Annotated in this window: 19 protein-coding genes; 9 read left to right on the forward strand and 10 right to left on the reverse strand. The window is 60.2% G+C overall.

Annotated elements, in window-relative coordinates:
* Positions 1 to 8: 8 nt before the first annotated feature.
* Both AC05QJ_RS00605 and AC05QJ_RS00610 read right to left on the reverse strand, forming a co-directional pair.
* Positions 9 to 896 carry a lysophospholipid acyltransferase gene (locus AC05QJ_RS00605; protein ID WP_476745141.1) on the reverse strand — a complete coding sequence of 296 codons (888 nt, stop codon included), beginning with the start codon at positions 894 to 896 and terminating at the stop codon, positions 9 to 11.
* 39 nt (positions 897 to 935) lie between these two features.
* On the reverse strand, positions 936 to 1487 hold the full coding sequence (locus AC05QJ_RS00610) for a DNA-3-methyladenine glycosylase I (RefSeq protein ID WP_476745142.1): 552 nt from the start codon (positions 1485 to 1487) through the stop codon (positions 936 to 938).
* An 82-nt stretch (positions 1488 to 1569) separates the two neighbouring features.
* Here AC05QJ_RS00610 and glyQ point away from each other — a divergent pair, with 82 nt between their 5' ends.
* The 4 genes from glyQ (at position 1570) to AC05QJ_RS00630 (ending at position 5942) form a co-directional block, all read left to right on the forward strand.
* On the forward strand, positions 1570 to 2517 hold the full coding sequence (glyQ, locus tag AC05QJ_RS00615; RefSeq protein ID WP_476745143.1) for a glycine--tRNA ligase subunit alpha: 948 nt from the start codon (positions 1570 to 1572) through the stop codon (positions 2515 to 2517).
* Positions 2514 to 4568 (forward strand): glycine--tRNA ligase subunit beta, encoded by a 2055-nt coding sequence (gene glyS, locus AC05QJ_RS00620; RefSeq protein WP_476745144.1) that lies wholly within the window; start codon positions 2514 to 2516, stop codon positions 4566 to 4568. The genes glyQ and glyS overlap by 4 nt, the downstream gene beginning before the upstream one ends.
* 3 nt (positions 4569 to 4571) lie before the next feature.
* Positions 4572 to 5105 carry a D-glycero-beta-D-manno-heptose 1,7-bisphosphate 7-phosphatase gene (gmhB, locus tag AC05QJ_RS00625; RefSeq protein WP_476745145.1) on the forward strand — a complete coding sequence of 178 codons (534 nt, stop codon included), beginning with the start codon at positions 4572 to 4574 and terminating at the stop codon, positions 5103 to 5105.
* 63 nt (positions 5106 to 5168) lie between these two features.
* The gene (locus AC05QJ_RS00630; protein WP_476745146.1) at positions 5169 to 5942 is read left to right on the forward strand and encodes a lysophospholipid acyltransferase family protein; all 774 of its coding nucleotides are present in this window, start codon (positions 5169 to 5171) and stop codon (positions 5940 to 5942) included.
* Between the two features lie 170 nt (positions 5943 to 6112).
* Here the strand turns inward: AC05QJ_RS00630 and AC05QJ_RS00635 are convergent, their stop codons facing one another.
* Positions 6113 to 7735, reverse strand: coding sequence for an MFS transporter (locus tag AC05QJ_RS00635; protein ID WP_476745147.1), 1623 nt, complete (start codon positions 7733 to 7735; stop codon positions 6113 to 6115).
* Between the two features lie 108 nt (positions 7736 to 7843).
* Positions 7844 to 9487, reverse strand: a complete 1644-nt coding sequence (locus tag AC05QJ_RS00640; RefSeq protein ID WP_476745148.1) for a GMC family oxidoreductase — start codon at positions 9485 to 9487, stop codon at positions 7844 to 7846.
* A 138-nt stretch (positions 9488 to 9625) separates the two neighbouring features.
* Here AC05QJ_RS00640 and AC05QJ_RS00645 point away from each other — a divergent pair, with 138 nt between their 5' ends.
* A complete protein-coding gene (locus AC05QJ_RS00645) occupies positions 9626 to 10513 on the forward strand; it encodes a LysR family transcriptional regulator (RefSeq protein WP_476745149.1) in 888 nt (295 codons plus the stop codon).
* On the opposite strand, the gene AC05QJ_RS00650 is transcribed toward AC05QJ_RS00645, so the two are convergent.
* Genes AC05QJ_RS00650 through AC05QJ_RS00660 form a run of 3 tightly spaced genes read right to left on the reverse strand, consistent with a single transcriptional unit; the run spans position 10499 to position 13522 of the window.
* Positions 10499 to 11320 carry a sulfite exporter TauE/SafE family protein gene (locus AC05QJ_RS00650; RefSeq protein WP_476745150.1) on the reverse strand — a complete coding sequence of 274 codons (822 nt, stop codon included), beginning with the start codon at positions 11318 to 11320 and terminating at the stop codon, positions 10499 to 10501. The genes AC05QJ_RS00645 and AC05QJ_RS00650 overlap by 15 nt on opposite strands.
* Entirely contained in the window at positions 11317 to 12597 is a 1281-nt protein-coding gene (locus AC05QJ_RS00655) for an NAD(P)/FAD-dependent oxidoreductase (RefSeq protein ID WP_476745151.1), read from the reverse strand. The genes AC05QJ_RS00650 and AC05QJ_RS00655 overlap by 4 nt, the downstream gene beginning before the upstream one ends.
* A gap of 40 nt (positions 12598 to 12637) precedes the next feature.
* Entirely contained in the window at positions 12638 to 13522 is an 885-nt protein-coding gene (locus AC05QJ_RS00660; RefSeq protein ID WP_476745152.1) for an MBL fold metallo-hydrolase, read from the reverse strand.
* A gap of 237 nt (positions 13523 to 13759) precedes the next feature.
* On the opposite strand from AC05QJ_RS00660, the gene AC05QJ_RS00665 reads away from it, so the two are divergent.
* The 4 genes from AC05QJ_RS00665 to AC05QJ_RS00680 all read left to right on the forward strand — a co-directional run bounded on the left by AC05QJ_RS00665 (position 13760) and on the right by AC05QJ_RS00680 (position 18403).
* The gene (locus AC05QJ_RS00665; protein WP_476745153.1) at positions 13760 to 15070 is read left to right on the forward strand and encodes a sigma-54 interaction domain-containing protein; all 1311 of its coding nucleotides are present in this window, start codon (positions 13760 to 13762) and stop codon (positions 15068 to 15070) included.
* Between the two features lie 735 nt (positions 15071 to 15805).
* Positions 15806 to 16207, forward strand: a complete 402-nt coding sequence (locus AC05QJ_RS00670) for a hypothetical protein (RefSeq protein ID WP_012269857.1) — start codon at positions 15806 to 15808, stop codon at positions 16205 to 16207.
* 81 nt (positions 16208 to 16288) lie between these two features.
* A complete protein-coding gene (locus AC05QJ_RS00675) occupies positions 16289 to 17686 on the forward strand; it encodes a hypothetical protein (RefSeq protein ID WP_224765890.1) in 1398 nt (465 codons plus the stop codon).
* Between the two features lie 189 nt (positions 17687 to 17875).
* Positions 17876 to 18403: a hypothetical protein gene (locus tag AC05QJ_RS00680; protein WP_012269855.1), complete on the forward strand. Its 528-nt coding sequence runs from the start codon at positions 17876 to 17878 to the stop codon at positions 18401 to 18403.
* A gap of 101 nt (positions 18404 to 18504) precedes the next feature.
* Here AC05QJ_RS00680 and AC05QJ_RS00685 read toward each other — a convergent pair whose 3' ends face one another.
* From AC05QJ_RS00685 to AC05QJ_RS00695, 3 genes are all read right to left on the reverse strand, one after another.
* Positions 18505 to 18828: a hypothetical protein gene (locus AC05QJ_RS00685; RefSeq protein WP_010951457.1), complete on the reverse strand. Its 324-nt coding sequence runs from the start codon at positions 18826 to 18828 to the stop codon at positions 18505 to 18507.
* Positions 18829 to 18945: 117 nt separating this feature from the next.
* Positions 18946 to 19620, reverse strand: a complete 675-nt coding sequence (locus AC05QJ_RS00690; RefSeq protein WP_003253420.1) for a heavy metal response regulator transcription factor — start codon at positions 19618 to 19620, stop codon at positions 18946 to 18948.
* 488 nt (positions 19621 to 20108) lie between these two features.
* A complete protein-coding gene (locus AC05QJ_RS00695; protein ID WP_003253422.1) occupies positions 20109 to 21452 on the reverse strand; it encodes an OprD family porin in 1344 nt (447 codons plus the stop codon).
* Positions 21453 to 21809: the final 357 nt, after the last annotated feature.

The raw sequence follows: 21809 nt of genomic DNA on the forward strand, positions 1-21809 counted from the left end.
CAGAAATCTCAGTACCAGCGAGCCTCGCCAGCCGGACGCTTCTTGAAGCGTTTCATGCTCCACATGTACTGGCTCGGATAAGCCCGCACATACTTCTCCACCACCTGGCTCATGGCCGCCGCCGAGGTCTCGGTGTCGGTGCTGTACATCGCTTCCGGCGCCGCTTCCAGGATCACCTTGAAGCCCGAACCATCCGGCAGCCGCAGGGCATGCAGGAACACACCTACCGCCTTGCCACCGGCCAGCATGTTCGGTACGAACTTGCTGGTCAGCGCTTTGGTCGCCAGGAACGGCACGAAGATCCCCGCCGATTCCGCCGGCTCCGGGTCGGCCGGAATACCCACCTGGCCGCCTTTGCGCACTTCCTTGATGATGCTCAGGATGCCTTCCTTGGTGGACGGCGCGACGCGGTTGCCCAGTTGCACGCGCTGCTCGCGCAGCAGGTCGTCCACGGCCTTGAGCTTGGGCGGACGGTAGAAAATGATCGGTTTGCACTGGCTGCAATAGAAGTGGTTGAGCACTTCCCAGTTGCCCAGGTGGCTGGTGATGCCGACCACGCCCTTGCCCGAGGCCAGGGCGTCCTTCAGCACGTCGAGGCCCTCGACCTCACGCACCAGGTCGATGGAGCGCTGCGCCGGCCAGATCCAGGCACAGGCGCTTTCGGTGAAGGATTTGCCGATATCCATCAGCGTGCGGCCCACCAGCTTTTCGCGTTCGACCGGGTCCATCTCCGGGAAACACTTGGCCAGGTTGATCCGCACCACCTCGCGGGAGCTGTTCGGCACTTTCCACATGATCCAGCCGATGGCTGCGCCAACCCGTTGCACAGCGCCCCACGGCAGCTTGGCAAACAACCGCAACGCCCCGACCATCAAGGCGCCCTTGAACTTTTCCACAGGCAGGTTCCTCCGTAAGCAAGCCGCGTAGTGTAACCGTCAGCGCAGCAGGGCGGCGTACCGATCGCAATCGGTGGTGTGGTCCATGACCATGCCGGTGGCCTGCATGAAGGCGTAGCAGATGGTCGGGCCGACGAAGGTGAAGCCGGCCTTCTGCAACGCCTTGCTCATGGCCTTGGCTTCGTCGGTGACCGCCGGCACGTCGCTGCGCCCGCTGAAGTGATTGACCTTCGGCTGGCCGCCGACGAAAGACCAGAGGAAGTTCGCCGGGTCATCCAGCGCCAGCCAGGCCCGCGCATTGCGGCGCGCAGCGTTGAGCTTGAGGCGGTTGCGGATGATGCCGGGGTCAAGCATGCGCTCTTCGATTTCCTCGTCGGTCATCTGCGCCAGCCGCTTCGGATCGAAACCGAACATCACCTGGCGGTAACGCTCGCGTTTGCGCAGCACGGTGATCCACGAAAGCCCCGCCTGGAACCCTTCGAGCAAAAGCATCTCGAATAGCTGCCCCGCGTCGCGCTGAGGCGTTCCCCATTCCTGGTCGTGATAAGCCTGGTACAGCGGATCGTCGGTACACCAAAAGCAACGTGGCATAAAGCACCATGGGTAGAGGCCGGGGCGAATCGGGTTATACTCCCGCTCTTTATATTCGCAGCCCTAGAAACAGGTGAATTTCGTGAGCCAGCCTACGCCAGCCGTGCGTACCTTCCAAGACTTGATCCTCGCGCTCCAGCAATACTGGGCCGAGCAAGGTTGTGTGGTGCTTCAGCCCTACGATATGGAAGTGGGCGCCGGCACCTTTCATACCGCCACGTTTCTGCGCGCCGTAGGCCCTGAAACCTGGAACGCCGCCTATGTGCAGCCAAGCCGTCGCCCGGGCGACGGTCGCTACGGCGAGAACCCCAACCGCCTGCAGCACTACTACCAGTTCCAGGTGGTCCTGAAGCCGAACCCGGCCAACTTCCAGGAGCTGTACCTCGGCTCGCTGAAAGCCATCGGCCTGGATCCGCTGGTTCACGACATCCGTTTCGTCGAAGACAACTGGGAATCGCCAACCCTCGGCGCCTGGGGTCTGGGTTGGGAAATCTGGCTCAACGGCATGGAAGTCACGCAGTTCACCTACTTCCAGCAGGTCGGCGGCATCGAGTGCCTGCCGGTCACCGGTGAAATCACCTACGGTCTGGAACGTCTGGCGATGTACCTGCAGGGCGTCGACTCGGTCTACGACCTGGTCTGGACCGACGGCCCGTTCGGCAAGGTGACCTACGGCGACGTGTTCCACCAGAACGAAGTGGAGCAATCGACCTACAACTTCGAACACGCCAACGTCGAGAAGCTGTTCGAGCTGTTCGATTTCTACGAAAGCGAAGCCAACCGCCTGATCGAGCTGGAGCTGCCACTGCCGACCTATGAAATGGTCCTCAAGGCCTCCCACACCTTCAACCTGCTGGACGCCCGCCGTGCCATCTCGGTAACCGAGCGCCAGCGTTACATCCTGCGCGTGCGCACCCTGGCCCGGGCCGTGGCCCAGAGCTACCTGCAAGCCCGCGCCAAGCTGGGCTTCCCGATGGCGACCCCCGAATTGCGTGATGAAGTGTTGGCCAAGCTGGAGGCTGCAGAATGAGTGCTCAAGATTTCCTGGTTGAACTGGGCACCGAAGAACTGCCACCGAAAGCCCTCGCCACCCTCGGCGACGCCTTCCTTGCCGGCATCGAGAAAGGCCTGCAGGCCGCTGGCCTGAACTACACCGCCAAGCACGTCTACGCCGCGCCGCGCCGTCTGGCCGTACTGATCCGCAACCTGGACACCCAGCAGCCGGACCGCAGCATCAATGTCGACGGTCCGCCCCGTCAGGCAGCCTTCGACGCCGAAGGCAACCCGACCCAGGCAGCCCTGGGCTTCGCCAAGAAGTGCGGCGTGGAGCTGTCGGACATCGACCAGAGCGGCGCCAAGCTGCGCTTCTCCCAGCACATTCCGGGCAAGGCCACCGCCAGCCTGCTGCCGACCATCGTCGAAGACTCCCTGAACGACCTGCCGATTCCCAAGCGCATGCGCTGGGGTGCCCGCCGCGAAGAGTTCGTGCGTCCGACCCAGTGGCTGGTGATGCTGTTCGGTGACGAGGTGGTCGATTGCACCATCCTCGCCCAGACCGCTGGCCGCGAGTCCCGTGGTCACCGCTTCCACCATCCGGAAAACGTGCGCATCAGCGCCCCGGCGAACTACCAGGAAGACCTGCGCAAGGCTTATGTCCTGGCCGACTTCGCCGAGCGTCGCGAGCTGATCAGCAAGCGTACTGCGGAACTGGCGATGCAGCAGGAAGGCACCGCCATCGTTCCTCCAGCGCTGCTGGACGAAGTGACCGCACTGGTCGAGTGGCCGGTTCCGCTGGTCTGCTCGTTCGAGGAGCGTTTCCTCGAAGTGCCGCAGGAAGCGCTGATCACCACCATGCAGGACAACCAGAAGTACTTCTGCCTGCTGGACGTCGACGGCAAGCTGCTGCCGCGCTTCATCACCGTGGCCAACGTCGAGAGCCGCGATCCGAAGCAGATCATCGAAGGTAACGAGAAGGTCGTGCGCCCACGCCTGACCGACGCCGAGTTCTTCTTCAAGCAAGACAAGAAGCAGCCGCTGGAAAGCTTCAACGAGCGCCTGCAGAACGTGGTGTTCCAGGCTCAACTGGGCAGCGTCTTCGACAAGGCCGAGCGCGTCGGCAAGCTGGCCGCGTTCATCGCCGGCAAGATCGGCGGCGACGCCCAGCGCGCAGCCCGCGCCGGCCTGCTGTCCAAGTGCGACCTGGCCACCGAGATGGTCGGCGAATTCCCTGAAATGCAGGGTGTTGCCGGTTACTACTACGCGCTAAACGACGGTGAGCCGGAAGACGTCGCCCTGGCCCTGAACGAGCAGTACATGCCACGGGGTGCGGGTGCCGAACTGCCATCGACCCTGACCGGTGCGGCCGTGGCCATCGCCGACAAGCTCGACACCCTGGTTGGCATCTTCGGCATCGGCATGCTGCCAACCGGCTCCAAGGACCCTTATGCCCTGCGCCGTGCGGCCCTGGGCGTGCTGCGGATCCTGATCGAGAAGCAGCTGGACCTGGACCTGAACGACGCCGTGGAATTCGCTGTCGCCCAGTTCGGTGCCAAGGTCAAGTCCGCCGGCTTCGCCGAGCAGGTGCTGGAGTTCATCTTCGACCGCCTGCGTGCGCGCTATGAAGACGAAGGCATCGACGTCGCCACCTACCTGTCGGTTCGCGCCCTGAAGCCGGGCTCTGCCCTGGACTTCGACCAGCGCGTTCAGGCCGTTCAGGCGTTCCGTCAACTGCCGGAAGCGGCGGCCCTGGCGGCGGTGAACAAGCGCGTATCGAACCTGCTGAGCAAGGCCGAGGGCGCCATCGCGACCCAGGTCGAGCCCAAGTACTTCGACAACGCCAACGAGTTCTCGCTGTACTCGGCAATCCAGCAGGCCGACCAGGCCGTGCAGCCGATGGCCGCGTCCCGCCAGTACACCGAGTCGCTGGCGCGCCTGGCCGCCCTGCGCGAGCCGGTGGATGCGTTCTTCGAAGCGGTGATGGTCAATGCCGAGGACGCCAGCGTGCGTGCCAACCGTTATGCCCTGCTCAGCCGCCTGCGCGGTCTGTTCCTGGGCGTGGCCGACATCTCGCTGCTGGGGTAAGCCTTGAAACTGCTGATTCTCGATCGTGACGGAGTGATCAACCAGGACTCCGACGCCTACATCAAGTCGCTGGACGAGTGGATTCCGATTCCCGGCTCGATCGAGGCCATCGCGCAGTTGAGCCAGGCCGGCTGGACGGTAGCGGTTGCTACCAACCAGTCCGGCATCGCTCGCGGCTACTACCCGCTGTCCACCCTCGACGCCATGCACGCCCGCCTGCGCGAGCTGGTGGCCGGGCTGGGTGGCGAGGTGGGCATGATCGTCCACTGCCCGCACGGGCCGGACGAGGGCTGTGATTGCCGCAAGCCCAAACCCGGAATGCTGCGGCAGATTGCCGGGCATTACGGTGTGGATCTGGCCGGCGTGTGGTTCGTCGGCGACAGCCGTGGTGACCTGGACGCCGCGCTGACCGTCGATGCACAACCGGTTCTGGTTCGTACCGGCAAGGGCGAGAAGACCCTCTCCAAGGGCGTACCGCCGGATACACTGATTTTCGATGACCTGGCTGCCGTCGCCAGAGCACTTATCCACAAATAGCGCGTCAGCTCCTCGCGGGCGCACTCTTACTAGGCGGGACTTCCCGCAACGGTACAAGCCGCTATGTCGATCCTGCAGGCGATCAGAATCGTTCCGTTTTATGTGTTGCTGGGCGCCAGCGCGCTGATCTGGTGCTCCCTCAGCTTCTTTATCGCGCCGTTCCTGCCGTTCCGTTACCGCTACCGCTGGATCAACGTCTACTGGTGCCGCTTTGCGCTGGTGCTGGTGCGGGTGTTCCTGAATATCCGGGTCAAGGTGACCGGTGCCGAACACATTCCCGAGCGGCCCTGCGTGATCCTGTCCAATCACCAGAGCACCTGGGAAACCTTCTTCCTGTCGGCCTACTTCCAGCCCCTGAGCCAGGTGCTCAAGCGTGAACTGCTGTTCGTGCCGTTCTTTGGCTGGGCAATGGCCATGCTGCGGCCGATCGCCATCGACCGCGACAACCCCAAGGCGGCCCTCAAGCAAGTGGCCGCCAAGGGCGACAAGCTGCTCAAGGAAAACGTCTGGGTGCTGATCTTCCCTGAAGGCACCCGCGTGCCGTACGGCCAGATCGGCAAGTTCTCGCGCAGTGGCGCCGCCCTGGCGGTGAACGCCAACCTGCCGGTGCTGCCGATTGCTCACAACGCCGGCAAGTACTGGCCGAAGGAAGGCTGGGGAAAACGTGCCGGCACCATCGAAGTGGTGATTGGCGAGCCGATGTGGGCCGAAGGCACTGGCCCGCGGGCCATCGCCGAGCTGAACGACCGCGCCGCCGCCTGGAACGAAAAGACTCAGCGCGAGATGGGCTCGCTGCCACCGCAACAGGCGGTGAGCGAAACCCAGTCGGTAGCCTGAGCGTTCTGTGGATAACTTGTTGACAATATTTGGATCCTTTCAAAAAAACGAAGCTAAGTTACTAATCTGTATACATATTTCTCTGTATGACTGGTTTATGTAAATCGTGCATAAGTTTTTTCGGGGAATAAAAAAACCGGCTTTTACGCCGGTTTTTTTGTGCCCGTCATTCAGACCTTGTCGATATCCACATCGCGGGTCTCTTTAAGACAGAACAGACCCACCACCAGGCTGACACCGGTGATCAGCACCGGGTACCAGAGGCCGTAGAAAATGTCGCCGGTGTACACCACCAGGGCGAACGACACGGTGGGCAGGAAGCCACCGAACCAGCCATTGCCGATGTGGTAGGGCAGGGACATCGAGGTGTAGCGGATACGGGTCGGGAACAGCTCGACCATCACCGCTGCCAGGGGCCCGTAGGTCATGGTGGCGATCAGGATCATCACCACGATCAGCAGCACCACCATCGGCTGGTTGACGCTCGCCGCGTCGGCCTTGGCCGGGTAGCCGGCCTTCTCGATGGCTGCACGCAGGGCGGCTTCGTCGAAGCCGACGATACGCTGCTCACCGATGGTCACCGCGACGCTGCTGCCCGCCGGCATCGACTGGGAGCTGTACGGCAGGCCCTGCTTGACCAGGAAGGTCTTGACCTTGTCGCAGGGGCTGTCGAAGCGCGCTTTACCCACAGGGTCGAACTGGAAGGTGCAGCCGGCGGGATCGGCCATCACCACGATGGGCGACTGGCGGCTGGCGGCGTCGATCTGCGGGTTGGCGTAATGGCTCAGCGCCTTGAACAGCGGGAAATACAGCAGGGTCGCCAGCAGCAGGCCGAGCATCAGGATCGGTTTGCGGCCGATGCGATCCGACAGCCAGCCGAAGAAAACAAAGAACGGCGCACCGATCACCACGCTGATGATCAGCAGGGTATTGGCCTGGGCCGGGTCCATCTTGAGCATCTGGGTCATGAAGAACAGCACGTAGAACTGTGCGGTGTAGAAGGTCACCGCTTGCCCGGCGTTGATGCTGAACAGGGCGGTGAGCACCACCTTGAGGTTCGGCCAGGAGGTGAACGACTCGCGGATTGGCGACTTGCTGACCTTGCCCTGGGCCTTCATTTTCACGAACGCCGGCGACTCATGCATGCTCATGCGGATCCAGGTGGAGATTGCCAGCAGCACGATGGACAGCAGGAAGGGCAGGCGCCAGCCCCAGGTTTCGAACTCATCGCCACTGATGTAGCGGCTGGCAAGCACCACCAGCAACGACAGCAGCAGCCCAAGGGTGGCGGTGGACTGAATGAAGCCGGTGTGGAAACCGCGCTTGCCGGGCGGTGCGTGCTCGGCCACGTAGGTGGCGGCACCACCGTATTCACCGCCGAGCGCCAGCCCCTGGAGCATGCGCAGCACCACCAGGATGATCGGCGCAGCAATGCCGATGCTGGCGTAGGTCGGCAGCAGGCCCACGGCGAAGGTGGACAGGCCCATCAGCACGATGGTGACCAGGAAGGTGTATTTGCGCCCGATCATGTCCCCCAGGCGGCCGAATACCAACGCACCGAAGGGACGCACCAGGAACCCGGCGGCAAACGCCATCAGCGCAAAGATGAACGCCGTGGTGTCGTTGACCCCGGCGAAGAACTGCTTGCTGATGACCGCGGCCAGGGCCCCGTAGAGAAAAAAGTCATACCACTCGAAAACCGTCCCGAGGGATGACGCGAAAATGATCTTGCGCTCTTCGCGGCGAGTGCTCGCCGCCGTGGTCGCGCCCTGTTGCTGGATTGTGTCCGACATCGTGCTGTCCTCGGCCCTCGTGGGGCACAGTGATTATTGTTGTTGTCCACTGTCGACGCCGGCCGACTGCTACCGGCGTCACTGTTGCCACGCCACCCTGCGCAAGGCTCAGGGCGTCGCTATCTTCGTGCGGTCACTACTGGCGGCCTGATGGCCTTCGCGGATCAGTTGCGCGGCCTTCTCCGCGATCATCAAGGTGGGGGAGCAGGTATTGCCCGAAACGATGTTGGGCATGATGGAGGCATCGGCAACCCGCAGGCCCTTGATGCCGTGGACCCGCAGTTGAGCGTCCACCACGTCGAGCGCACCGCTGCCCATGCGGCAGGTGCCAACGGGATGGAAGATGGTAGTGCCGATCTGGCCGGCGGCCTGGTGCAGTTCCTCGTCGGTGTTCAGCGACGGCCCCGGCAGGTACTCGCGGGGCGAGAAGGGCGCCAGGGCAGGGGAACGGACAATCTCGCGGGTCAAGCGGATGGCTTGCGCGGCGACGTGCAAGTCCTCGGGAGCGCTGAGGTAATTCGGATCGATCAAGGGGGATGCCGAAGGGTCCGCCGAACGGATATCCACACGCCCGCGGCTGACCGGACGCAGGTTGCACACCGATGCGGTGAACGCGGCGAAGCGGTGCAGGGGTTCGCCGAAGCGGTCCAGCGACAGCGGCTGGACGTGATACTGCAGGTTCGCCGAGGTCTGCTCCGGACCGGAACGGACGAAGGCGCCCAACTGGCTCGGCGCCATGGCCAGCGGGCCGCTGCGGTCGTAAAGATAACGCAGGCCCATGCCCATTTTGCCTGCCAGGCTGTTGGCCACCTGGTTGAGGGTACGAACGTTATCCACCTGATAAATCAGGCGTAGCTGAAGATGGTCCTGCAGGTTGCCACCCACGCCGGGCAGTTCGTGGCGTACACCAATACCCAGGCGCTCCAGCAGCGGGCGCGGGCCGATACCGGAACGCTGCAGGATGCCTGGCGAACCGACTGCGCCTGCGCACAGCAGGATCTCGCGGCGGGCCTTGAAGCTCTGCCACTGGCCTTCGAAACGCGCCCGTACCGCCGTGGCGCGACCGTCCTCCAGCAGCACGCGGTCCACTTCGACACCGGTGAGCACGCTGAGGTTGGGGCGGTTGGCGATGGGGCGAAGGAAGGCTTTGGACGCGTTCCAGCGCACCCCGGACTTCTGGTTGACCTGAAAGTATCCACAGCCCTGGTTGTCGCCACCGTTGAAGTCATCGACGTTGGCGATCCCTTGCTGCGCGGCCGCCTCGCGGAAAGCATCGAGGATCGCCCAGGAATAGCGCTGGCGCTCCACCCGCCATTCACCGTCGCCGCCATGGGCCTCGCTGGCGCCGGCGAAGTGCCGTTCGCTGGCCTTGAACAGTGGCAGCACGTCCTTCCACGCCCAGCCCTCGTTGCCCTCGGCGGCCCAGCGATCGTAGTCGCCGGACTGACCGCGCATGTAGATCATGCCGTTGATCGAGGAACAGCCGCCGAGCACCTTGCCCCGTGGATAGCCTAGGGCGCGGCCATTGAGGCCGGGTTGCGCTTCGGTCTTGAAGCACCAGTCGGTGCGCGGGTTGCCAATGCAGTAGAGGTAGCCCACCGGGATGTGAATCCACGGGTAGTTGTCGCGGCCACCGGCTTCGAGCAGGGCGACGCGGCAGGAGGGGTCGGTGGAAAGCCGGTTGGCCAGCAGGCAGCCTGCGGGACCGGCACCGACGATAACGTAGTCGTAGGCATGATCGGCTGATGGCATGTGAACCTCGCGCCTGATTTTTATTCTTGTCTGCCTTCAGTGTTATTGATTATTTTCGAGATGAAAACATTCGTTTTCACTCAACCGCTGTGCGTTTTGACACAACGCCGGCCAACCTGCGGTTAACAGGAACAGCTCATGTTCGACTGGAATGATCTGCGGTTTTTTCTCGAACTACAGCGCAGCGGCCGCCTGCTCACTGCCGCCAAACGCCTCAATACCACCCATAGCACGGTCGCCCGGCACATCGAGAACATCGAGCAGAGCCTGGGCACCGCATTGTTCGTGCAGCACGCCCAGGGCTATGAACTGACCCCGTCCGGCCAGGCCCTGCTCAAGCACGCCGAAGCCATGGAGAACGTGGCGCTGCTGGCGCAGGAAGAAATCACCCAGGCCATCACGCCGCTGGGCAAGATCCGCCTCGGCGTCACCGAAGGCATCGGCATCATGTTCTTCACCCCGCGCATGGGCAGCCTGTTCGAACGTTATCCGGGGCTGGAAGTGGAACTGGTGGCGGTGCCGCGGTTCGTCAGCATCATCAACCGCGAGGCAGAAATCAGCATCCATCTGGAGCGGCCCAATGCCGACCTGTTGATCACCCGCAAGCTCACCGACTACCGGCTGGCGCTCTACGCCAGCCGTGACTACCTGGCCCGGGCGCCCGCCTTGAACAGCCGCGAAGACCTCGCCCGGCACAGCTGGATCGGCTATGTCGATGACCTGCTGTTCAGCCAGGAACTGCTGTTTCTCAACAGTTTCTGCCGGGCGCCGAACGTGGTGTTCCGCAGCACCAGCGTGATCGCCCAGCAGCATGCGGCGCGGGCCGGGCTGGGCATCGCTGTGCTACCCAACTACATGGCCCGTCACGACCCGGAGCTGGTGCGCATCCTGCCCAGCGAGACCATCCAGCGCAGCTACTGGATCAGCACCCGTCGCGAGCTGCACAAGTCGGTGCGCCTGCGGGTGGTCTGGGACTACCTGCTGGCGCAGTGTGCTCAGGAGCAGGGCGAGCTACTGGCCGAGTAGGGTGTTCAGCGCCAGCAGCACGGCAGCGCCAATCCCGACCACGGCGAATGCCTGCTGCAACCGTGGACCGGCCAGACGGTGAGCGACCTGGCGCCCGCCCAGCAGTCCCGCCAGTGCACCTGCGGCGAAAGGGGCGCCGACGGCCCAAGGCATCACCCCGCTGAAACTGGCCGTCAGCACGCTGCCGCAGGACACCAGCGCAATGACCGCCAGGGAGGTGGCGACCATGTTCTTCATCTGCAGGTTGGTGTAGCGACCAAGGGCGGGAACGATGACAAACCCGCCGCCGACGCCGAGCAACCCCGACAGCAGGCCTGCCGTCAGGCCGGTGAAGGCCAGGGCACGGGCGCAGGGCAGGGTCCAGCGCAGACGCCCTTGTAGCGGGTTGAGCACACAGGGCTGGATCTGGCGATTGCCACAGACCGGCTCACCACGCAGTTCCCTGCGGGCCTTGAGCAGCATGCGCGAGCAGGCGTACACCAGCACCAGCGAGAAACCGAGCGCCAGCGGTGCATTGGGCAATCGGTGCGCCAGCCAGAAACCACAGGGCGACGCCACCACCCCGAGTCCTGCGATGAAGAAGGCTGCACGATAACGCACAAGCCCTTGCCGCCAGCCCAGTACGGCGCCAACGCCAGCCGCCAGCCCCACCGCCAGCAGGCCGACCGGCGCCGCCTCGACCATCGACAAGCCAAGGCCGAACACCAGCAATGGCACGGCGAGGATGCCGCCGCCGGCACCGGTCAGCGCCAGGATCGCGCCAACCATCGCGCCCAACGCGGCGCCCAGCAGTTCGTGCTCGATCACGGGCGAACCTCATCCACGCGGAGGGTCGGTCGCGCCAGCCACTCACGCCCCTTCAGCATCCCGCGCCAATACAGTGGCGGTAGCACCCGAGCCTTCAGCCACCAGGCCATCCGGGTTGCCTTGCGCCCGTCCAGCAGCCAGCGCGGGAAGCTCGGCGCCAGCTTGCCGCCATAGGTGAACTCCGCCAGTACGATCTTGCCCCGTGCCACGGTGAGCGGGCAGGAGCCGTAGCCGTCGTATGCCATCACGTTCGGCAAGCGCCCGAGTGCCGCCAGCACATTGTTGGCGACCACCGGTGCCTGCTTGCGGGCGGCTGCCGCGGTCTTGGCATTGCCGGTGTTGATCACGTCGCCCAGGCCATGGATGTCGGCGAACTGGCGATGGCGCAAGGTGGCCGGGTCGACATCCAGCCAGCCGGCAGCATCGGCCAAGGGACTGGTGCGGATCACATCGGGGGCTATCTGCGGCGGTACCACATGCAGCATGTCGAAGGGCTGCGTCAGGGTTTCAGTACTGCCGTCCGGCAAAGTCCGGACGAAGGTCGCGCGCTTGCCCGGACCGTCCACGGCCGTCAGCCGATGGCTGTAGTTGAGATCGATGCCGTAGCGGTCGACGTACTCCATCAGCGCCGGCACGTAATCGGCCACGCCGAACAGCACCGCCCCCGCATTGAAGAATTGCGTGCGGATCGCGCCCAACCGGCCGCTGCGCAACCAGTGATCGCAGGAGAGGTACATGGCTTTCTGCGGCGCCCCGGCACACTTGATCGGCATCGGTGGCTGGGTGAACAGGGCACGTCCGCCGCGCAGGTTGCGCACCAGCTCCCAAGTGTAGGGCGCCAGGTCGTAGCGGTAATTGGAGGTGACACCGTTACGGCCGAGGGTCTGCTCCAGACCGTCGATGGCCTGCCAGTCGAGCTTGAGGCCGGGGCAGACGATCAGTTGCTCGTAGCTCACCGTCCGGCCATCAGTGAGGGTCACGCGCCTGGTTTCAGGTTCGAAGCGACTGACGGCGGTCTTGATCCAGCGCACACCCGTGGGCACCGTCGAAGCCAGGGTTCGGGCGGTACTGCTGGCCTGAAAGACGCCGGCACCGACCAGGGTCCAGCCGGGCTGGTAGTAATGCACATCGGCCGGATCGACCACGGCAATGTCGAGTGAACGGTCGCGAGCCTTCAGGCTCGCCGCAACAGCGATTCCGGCGGCACCGGCGCCGATGATCAGCACGCAATGATGATCGACCTCGCGGCCGGAAACGGGGAGGGTGGCAGCAGGCATGGTGGAACTTCCTTTCTAATAATGTTTGGGTACAACGGCATCACAGGGCGTTGAGAGGAATCTTCAGGTAGCTCACGCCGTTCGCTTCCGGCTCGGGAAACTGGCCGCTACGCATGTTGATCTGCACGGACGGCAGCATGAGCACGGGCATCTCCAGGGTGGCGTCACGGGCCTGGCGCATGGCGACGAATTCGTCCTCGGCGATACCCTGGCGGATATGGATGTTGCTGGCACGCTGCTGGGCGACGGTGGTCATGTAGCGCAGCTCGCGGCCACCGGGCAGGTAGTCGTGGCACATGAACAGACGAGTGTCCGCAGGCAGATCGAGAATGCGCTGGATCGAGCGGAACAGGGTGCGCGCATCGGCACCGGGGAAGTCGCAACGGGCGGTGCCGTAGTCGGGCATGAACAGCGTGTCGCCTACGAAGGCGATTGTCTCGCCGGCCAGTTCCACCACATAGGTCATGCATGCCGGTGTATGGCCAGGGGTATGCAGCGCATGCGCTTGCAGCTCGCCGATGCGGAAGGCGGCGTTGTCGTCGAACAGCACGTCGAACTGACTGCCGTCCCGGGCGAACGCGGGGCCCGCATTGAACAGCGCACCGAAGGTCTTCTGCACCTGGGTGATCTGACTGCCGATCGCCAGCTGTCCACCCAACGCCTGTTTCAGATAGGCACCTGCCGAAAGATGATCGGCATGTACATGGGTCTCCAGAATCCACTGCACGCTGGCGCCCAGTTCGCGGACGCGGGCGATCAGCCGGTCGGCGCTGTGGCTGTCGGTGCGACCGGACTTGGGATCGTAGTCGAGCACACTGTCGATCAGTGCGCAGTGCCGGGTCTGGTTGTCCATCACCAGGTAGCTGATGGTCCAGGTTGCACTGTCGAACAGCGCTTCCACATACAAATTGCCGCCTATGATCATTACCCTTTCTCCAGAAGGTCTGCTGGCGCCAGCACGCAGGCTTGCCAATCGTCGACAGGGGTTTTCAAGATGTGTGCCACGGCGTCGACGGGATCAACGTCCCGGTTTCATTGAGTCTGGCCTATCCGGCTGACAGTGACTGCCGCGTCGGATGGCAGGGCAGTGGCAGACCTTGGCAGTCTTTGGCAGTGCCGCCGTCATGCGCTAAGCTGCCGCCGAGCTTTCCCAGGTGTCGCCATGACCACGCTGTCCTCCGCCATGACCCATCCCGCCATCCAGGCGCTGGTGTCCTACCTCGAACACGATCTTCAGCCCGCTATCGTGCTGGACACCGACTACAACATCCTCGCGGCCAACAGCGCCTATCAGCGCCAATTCGGCGTGGAGGGCAAGCCGGCCATCGGCGCCAAGTGCCATCGTGTCTCTCATCACTACGCGGTTCCTTGCGACCAGGCCGGCGAGGTCTGTCCCATGCGCAAGGCCCGGGAAAGCCGTGTGGCCGAACGCATGCTGCACGTCCACCACACCCCGCGAGGGCCGGAGCATGTGGATGTGGAACTGCGGCCAATCCTGGATGCCGAGGGCCAGGTGATTGCGTTTGTCGAGCGCCTCAACCGCATCACCCTGGCGTCCGCGCAACCGCAGCAACATGGATTGGTGGGCCGATCATCGGCGTTCAAACGGGCATTGGAAGGGTTGCAGCGAGCCGCGCCGGCGCAGATTCCGGTATTGCTGCAAGGGGAATCAGGAACCGGCAAGGAACTGTTCGCCCGTGCCTTGCATCTGGGCAGCTCGCGGGCCGAAGGTCCCCTGGTGGTGGTGGACTGCACCGGCCTTACCGACTCACTGTTCGAGAGCGAACTGTTCGGCTACGAGAAGGGCGCGTTCACTGGCGCACTACAACGCAAGACAGGGTTGGCGGAAGCCGCCCATGGCGGAACCCTGTTCCTCGATGAGATCGGCGAAGTGCCGCTGGCGATGCAGGTGAAACTGTTGCGCCTGATCGAGTCCGGCAGCTTCCGGCCGGTGGGCAGCTTGCGCACCGTACACTCGGACTTCCGCCTGGTGTGTGCCACCCACAAGCCGCTGAAAGAAATGGCGGCAGAAGGGACCTTCCGCGAAGACCTGTATTACCGCATCAGTGGATTTCCCATTCGCCTGCCGTCTCTTCGCGAGCGGGGTGAAGATCTGCCGCTGCTGATCGAAACCCTGCTGCAGCGCATCGCGGGCAACACCGCGCCGCACATCGACAAGCAAGCGCTGCAACTGCTTCGGGCTTACACCTTCCCCGGCAATATCCGAGAGCTGCGCAATATCCTCGAACGAGCACGGCTATTTGCGGACGACGGCGTGATTCGGGCAGAGCATCTACCGCCAGAGATCAGCGGGGAGGGCGCTTCGGTGCAGCCGGTTCGTGGCGCCTCGAATGAGCGTGCGCGGCTGGCGCAAACGCTGGAGAGCTTCGAAGGTTCACGCAGTGAGTTGGCGCGACACTTGGGCATGAGTGAACGAACGCTGTATCGCCGTTTACGAGAATTGGGCCTGTAAAAGCACAGCCCATAAAAAACCCCGGCACATTCGCCGGGGTTCTTTGTTTCACGTGGAACACTGTAGGTTCACAAAATAGGTGATAGGCCAGACCCCGTGAAATTGGAATCTTCGCCATTTTTTTTGTGAAATGAAGGGGTGCTTTTCACAGAAAAGCCGAGAAATCCCTACTCACCAATCACAAAAGTTGATTGGCCTGGAAAGGGCCGTTTACGACCGACGCGTGACTTTTCGGTAAGGGATGAGGAGTAGTCGCAGCGATCCTTTAGCTCCTAGTCTGGCGACCTTGGGTTCAGAATCCGACTGGCAATGCCCGCCGTCACTACTTCAGAGGAACCAGCTTCCTCTGCTGCCAAAATTGCGGGGGGCTCATGCTGGTACCCAGGCCCGACAAATGCGCAGTTGCAGCCCTCAATTGCAAGGCTATCCAAAGCGGCACGCGTGTCAATCAAGATCTGATGCATGACGATGGCCGGCCTCACGGAGGTGAAACCGGAGATTCAGATTGACTAAACCGACCCCGTAGACACCAACCTCCACGAAGGCCGCTATCGACCCAAAGCTGTCCTTCAAGAAAGGCAGCTAACGGCGAGAAGCGGTCATTTTGTATCTACAGGTTTCGGGGCGATTCACTCGTCTGATGCTCAGGAGCACCAGGATGGGCGTCAAGGAGGTGGTCATCTTGAGGTGGACTATGCTGACCAGTTGCTCTCAAATCTAATCGTGAGGTCCTCCATGGCAAACCCCAATCTGCTGGCTCTATTCAGAGATGAAGTCCTTCTGACCGGGCCTGAAAGCTCCCTTCCAAGCAACCTATCTCAGTTCTGGCTTGAGGAGCTCCAGAGTCATCTGGAGAGGTATTTCGACGGTTTGAACTCGGATTCAGATGCAGAAGAGAAGGATCTCGACATCTCTCTCCCACTCGCAGCGATCATCCACATCTTGTTCGCGAAGAATGGTGGGGAGGAGATATCCGAGAGCTCTGAAAAGCTGTACGAGTATTTCCAAGACTACCGGCTCGAACTGGCCCTTGAAGAGATCACGCGAAAGACTCATGTGGCTGCCGAGGCTGCAACCATTGAGACCATCTTCACCAACCGAGATGTCCTGGTGGAACAAGGCCCCCTTCTTCAATAGGTACCTCCACCGATGCCATCGCCGGCGGGCACGCTCCGAGGCATTGATGGAATGCATTTTGACGGCTGCCGAGATCAGCGAATGAAAGAAATTGCTGCGCCGATGTTCGATCTAATCGCTTTGTCGCTTCCACGAGGGTTGGGGTTTGGGGACAGCCCGCCAGTAGGGGCATGGCTTAGTGAGGACGGAATTTCTTGTGCCGCTCTAACCCGAAATATCCATTCCGGCAGCTTCGGAATTGTCACCTTGCGGCGTCGTGTCGATAGCGTGTGGGTGCTCCTCAGCCATAGTGAGCGCACCACTGGCGAGTCTGAAGCCCGCGCCTCAATCAGCCATTTTCTCTATACCCAAGCCCATCCGCTTCCACTCCCTTCAGGTGAACGACGACGTGCTCCTCTAAGCAGAATGGGTAAGCGCACACCAAGCGTGGTGTTCAAATCACTATTTGATCCAAGCCGCCGTATTGGGGCGTGGGCGCTGAATCAACTGTATCTCGCACTGCCATCCCCAGACAGAAATTGGGTTCCCGATTGCCAGACTGAGAATTTTCACACCCGCCTCTGGGAAGCCCACCTATTAGCGATTTTTCGTGAACAGGGACTCTTGGTCACCCAGCCTAAAGAATCACCCGATTTTCACATCGAGAATAGGCTGGGAGATGAGGCCTGGGTTGAAGCAGTGACAGCCAACCCGGAAGAGCGGTATGAGCATTTTGGCGCCTCGCCGGTCCCCCCACCCGCTGACCGACATGAGCGTTTCTTAGGAGCGGCTGCAGAAAGGTTTGCGAGGACCATCCAAAACAAATTGGACAAGCGTTACGAATCCCTACCGCACGTGGAGGGTAAGCCGCTCATTCTGGCCTTAGCCGATTTCCATGCGCCCAGTTCAATGCTGTGGAGCAGGGAGTCGCTCATCAGCTATCTCTATGGCTTTGCAGTTCACTCATCTGCGCATCGTGGTACGCACCTGATAACTGTGGAGGAAGAGACATCTCTGCTATCAGGGCGCCCCAACGGCCTATTTACGCTAATGGAAAATGCCCATCTTTCAGCGGTCATTTTCACCAATGCCTGCACAGTGCCAAAGCTCAGCCGAGTGCCGATCTCAGGTGGAGCTCATCTAGACGGGTACCGATACTTGCGGTTTGGTGAGTTTTTCGACCGTTCTCCGGGAGCATCACGAGGTATCCCATTTCTGTTGGATGTAGCGTCCAGCGACTACGGTCAGCTCTGGCCGCAATATGGCTACGAGCCGTGGTCTGCTGAAGTGGAGGTATTCCATAACCCTATGGCACTATACCCGGTGCCTAATGAGTTGATACCAGAAGTCACCCACTGGAGAGAAGTAAACGGAAGAGTCGAGTGCGAATCTTTCTTTGATGTATCCATACTCCGATCCAGAACACTCGTCCTCAGTGCAAACGCTAAGGTTCCGTCACTCGATGAGTTGCTGACAGCAGCCAGTCCTCCAGAGCTCTGACGGCGGCGGGGTGGCCGCATCGTTGCCACGCAGGTAGATGAGAATTTCTCAGCAAGCTACCCAGCCAGGGGAAGGACATGAGATCCCCTGCGCAATTCAGGACCGTTGAAGCGTCACCTCTCTTCGGGTAAAAGCATGACCGTCATACAACGCTACAACAGCGTCATACCCGAGAGCATAGGAAGAAAAATGTCGATCCAAGGACTAAAACGATACTTTGGAAACAAGATTCACGCAGTGATAATGATGGCCCCGCTTAAGCGGGAAATGATACGCCTCGGCATATGCACCCTTATGGCGATTATTCTGAATATCATCTTGTATACCGGCGTTGAAGTAGACGGCACCATCAAGCCGTGGGCAGAAACCCCGATAAAACTGTTTGCATCGTCGATGTTATTCGCCTTCATGATCAAGGCTTTTCTGCCAGTTCTCGGCTGGACGATACTGAAAGCAATGCTGTTGAGTGCGAACAATGCCTTCAGCGGCATACTGAGTTTTTTGGGCAATCAGTTCACAGGCGTCATGTACTGTACCGGAATTATTATGGGTTCTATCACGATTAAATTGTATATGGTTTCCGGGGTTTTAGACTCTGAGTTTGCTTATCTGTCCGCAATCGTATTTGCTTCCGGGGTTTTATATTTCTATGTGCTGCAATGCGCCATTCAAAAAACAATGAGTCCGGCCCTGCGTACACCAGCAGTACCGCGTTAAACCACTAGGCTGTGACTATTCATCTCTGGTGCTCAGTAGGCGCTCGCTCTGCTGAACCCTCACCCATACACAACCATTAATGGACTGGCCCGCCTTCGACTTTATGAAGAAGGCGAGCGAGCACGTGACTGATTGCGCATGTATTCCGAGATGAGACTTTCGAAATTGATGTCCGCCTCCTCAACGAGAATATTGACGTGACAGTACAGCTCTTCAGGACCTCTGAGATAATTGAAAATCCTTGATCTAACGATGCCGCAAACCCCTTCTTTGACCGCCGTAGAGGGGAGGTTGATAACATCGCCAACGCACGGGATAAGAGCTAGGCCATGGTCGCTGTTGAAGACAATGTCAGCTGGACAGGCATCAATGCTGGCATCGGATTGTCCTTGCGAAACCTGCTGATAATCAATGCTATACCTCATGTACAGCCTACCTCATTTGTTGAGTGAGGAATCAGCGCCGCGGATCGTAAACAGAAACCTCAAGTTCGCAAGCGACGGGAGCATGTAGCGGATTTTCGGTACTAGAGAGCTTGGCAACTATCGTTTTTCAAGCACATACCCTACGCCCCGAAGCGTATGTATCAGTTTGGTCTCGAAAGGGTCATCTATCTTGGCTCTGAGTCTTCGAATCGACACCTCTACAACGTTTGTGTCGCAGTCAAAATTCATATCCCAAACCTGCGAAATAATTTGGGTGCGGCTCAGCACCACACCGGTATTACGCATCAGGTAATGCAGTAACGCGAATTCTTTCGTGGTCAGGTCAATGCGCTGACCGTCCCTGAATGCCCTGTGCCGGCTCTGATCAAGCTCCAGGTCAGCGACGCGAATGACCTCTACGGATGCAGGGTGATCTGACCTGCGCATCAAGGCGCGAACCCGGGCCAGCAGCTCAGGGAACTCAAATGGCTTGATCAGGTAGTCATCTGCTCCGTTCTCCAGCCCCCGGACCTTATCCGCCAGCCGGCTTCTCGCCGTCAGCATCATGATACGGGAAGGGCAGTTTTTACGACGCAACAACTCAAGGACCTGCCAACCGTCCATCTCTGGCAGATTTATATCCAGGATAATCAGCTCATATTCGTGCTGCTTAGCCAAGAATAATCCATCTGACCCGGTGTGGACGCAATCTACGACATAGCCACATTCCGTCAGACCTTGACGCACATACTCCGCAGTTTTTACTTCATCCTCAATTACCAGAATTCGCATGGGATTTTGTCTCGATATCACTGAGCAATTAACCGCGCACGCGCGCCGGCATTATTGAAAGGGATGGTAAATCAAAATGAGCGTGCCGGGGCTCAAATGACGGATTTGTAATTTCTAGGTAATACAGTTGATAGTCTGGCGGTATATCTTGTCGCGGTTTGGGTTTGACAGTTGCGGGCCCTCTCTCCAGCAGGTGATTTGACCTTATGAAGTATTGGGTTATTTTCTTCTTTGTGCTGGCTTCGTTCCGCTCAGATGACGGCGAGGTCGCTCACATTGAAGAGACTGGTCATTGGTGTAGTCATGAACTTCACCGGCATGCGATGCGTACAATCGAACGCCTACTTGAATTTTAGGCAAAAAAAGGCGCCCAATGGGCGCCAAATATCCACCTTTTACCAAAGGAGCACTTAAGCCACTCAAGGTGAATTCGTAATGCTCGTTTTACTAATAGGACCAGTTAATGAATAACTGGTCCAGTTAGCGAATTACAGAATCGAAAGCGGGTACTCAATGATCACACGGGTTTCATCCAGATCCGATTCGAATGCAGTGGCACGTGTGGTTGCCTGGCGCAACCGGAAGGACAGATCTTTTGCTGGACCGGTTTGGACAACGTATTTGACTTCGACGTCACGCTCCCAACGCTTCTGATTGTCGAGCGGGTTGCCGTTGTCATCAGTGCGCATGTAGAACTGGTTAGCGTTCGAGTAATCCGCGCCCGAGCCTCTGGCGTAGCGGGTCATGAACGTCAGGCCTGGAATGCCGTAGCTGGTGAAGTTCAGGTCATAGCGCAGCATCCAGGAACGCTCTTTCGGCGAGTTGAAGTCGCTGTACTGGATGGAGTTGTCGACGAAAATCGAGTCCGACTGACGCAGGTAGTCAAAATCGTCGTCGCCGTTGTTGCGCTGGTGCGACAGGGCTAGGGTATGGGCACCGTAACGCACGCCGACCTTGGCACTCCAGATGTTGTTGTCGAATTCACCCAGGCGCTTCTTACCTTCATCTACGGCTTTGTAGTAGTTGAAGCCACCGATCAGCGCCAGATCGTCGCTCAGCGGGTAAACCACGCTGGTGCCGGCGTAGTACTGATTCCAGACGTCTTTCAGCTGGCTGGCGTAGACGCTCACAGTCCAGTTGTCGTTGATCGAGTAGTCACCGCCACCGTAACCGATCCATGGCGAGTTGACCGGGCCGCCGTAGAACGTCACGAAGTTGTCGTTCAGGTTGCTTGAGACCGGCTGGCTCATCGCATGCAGACGACCACCCTGCAGGGTGAGGCCTTGGATGCTGGTGTTCTCAACGGTCACGCCGCGGAAGCTTTCTGGCAGCAGGCGAGAGTCGCCGGATGCAACGACCGGAGTCGATGGGAAAACATCACCTACTTTCACGATGGTATCGAACAAGCGGACTTTGGCTGCGCCGCCGACCTTGGTGTATTCGTCGCGAGCTTCGCCCTTGTTATCAACGGGTAGCACGTCGAAGGAGCTACGGCCGCCGTTGCGCCCATCACCGGTGTCGAGCTTGAGGCCGATCATGGCGAAGGCATCAACGCCAAAGCCAACGGTTCCCTGGGTAAACCCAGAGTTGAATTTGCTGATGATCGCGTGCGCCCAGGCTTCGGAGTAGCCGTTGGTGTTGCCCTTGCCACTGTTATAAGTGGGGGCAGTGCTGTCGCGGTTATCACGGTTGAAGTAGAAGTTACGGTTCAGCACTGTAAGGCTGCTGCCTTCAATGAAGCCTTCTGGCTTGTCTTCTGCCTGTGCCGAAATAGCATAGCTTCCAGACAGCGCAGAAACTGCCGCCAAATACAGTGGTACTTTGATTTTCATCCGATGCTCCTTTGATTCACGGCAGTTTTTATTATGTTTACCGGCGCGGGTGTCGTTAATTGTTCTGACCAGGCGGCGCGCCTAGCGTAGCGCGAGCTCATATTTGCAGGCCGAAGATAACGGGGGGGTGATAGGAAAATTACAATTTCGTCATCTACCTGTTGTTCGGGCCTTCGCACCGCGTGTTTGCCATCTCCGTTGCTTGTAACGAAATCATCGTGTCGGGTTTGGTTTCCCAGTATTTTCGGGCATTACAGGACATTCTTACGGAATTGTAATTTTCTAGCCACCCCTCTGATAGCTACCGCTCATTAGAGTGCCATCACCTAATCAAGTGGGGCTTGGCAGCTGTTTCGG

This window comes from Pseudomonas sp. TUM25319, assembly GCF_056388475.1.